1 protein-coding gene is annotated in these 792 nt (G+C 44.2%); it reads right to left on the reverse strand.

Going from position 1 to position 792, the window contains the following annotated elements:
- The coding region (locus A3739_RS16765) for a class I tRNA ligase family protein (RefSeq protein ID WP_156502640.1) at positions 1 to 792 on the reverse strand (792 nt) is incomplete at both ends.

The raw sequence follows: 792 nt of genomic DNA on the forward strand, positions 1-792 counted from the left end.
GCTGGCCAGAACAAAGCATGGAAGTTGATAATGTCTTTACCAATAAAGTGGTATAGCTCTGTGATTGAGTCTTTCTTCCAATATTCGTCAAAATCCAGATCGTCACGACGATCACAGAGATTTTTGAAACTCGCCATGTAACCGATCGGAGCATCTAGCCAAACGTAGAAGTACTTGCCTGGTTGCTCCGGAATTTCAAAACCGAAATATGGCGCATCACGCGAGATATCCCACTCTTGAAGTCCGGCATCTAACCATTCAGAAAGCTTATTTGCGATTTGATCTTGCAGCGTGCCACTGCGTGTCCATTCGCTTAAAAAGTCTTGGAATTCAGGAAGTTTGAAAAAGAAGTGTTCAGAGTCTTTTTCAATTGGTGTAGCACCAGAAATTACAGAAACAGGGTTGATCAACTCCATTGGTGAATAGGTTGCACTGCAGTTCTCGCAGTTATCACCATATTGATCTTCAGCGCCACATTTCGGGCAGGTTCCTTTAACAAAACGGTCTGCTAGGAACAGTTCTTTTTCAGGGTCGTATGCTTGCGTAATGCTACGACGGGCGATCTTTCCGTTTTTGTCTAGTGCGGTGTAGATTGATTCTGCGAGCGTTTGGTTTTCAGGTGAATGCGTTGAATAGTAGTTATCAAAACCGACTGAAAATCCAGCAAAGTCGCGCTGGTGCTCTTGGTTGATGCGATCAATTAGTTGTTCTGGTGTAATGCCTTCTTTTTCGGCGCGTAACATGATGGCAGTGCCATGCGCATCATCGGCACACACATAAGTACATTGTTCT

The sequence above is a fragment of the Oleiphilus sp. HI0067 genome (assembly GCF_001635735.1).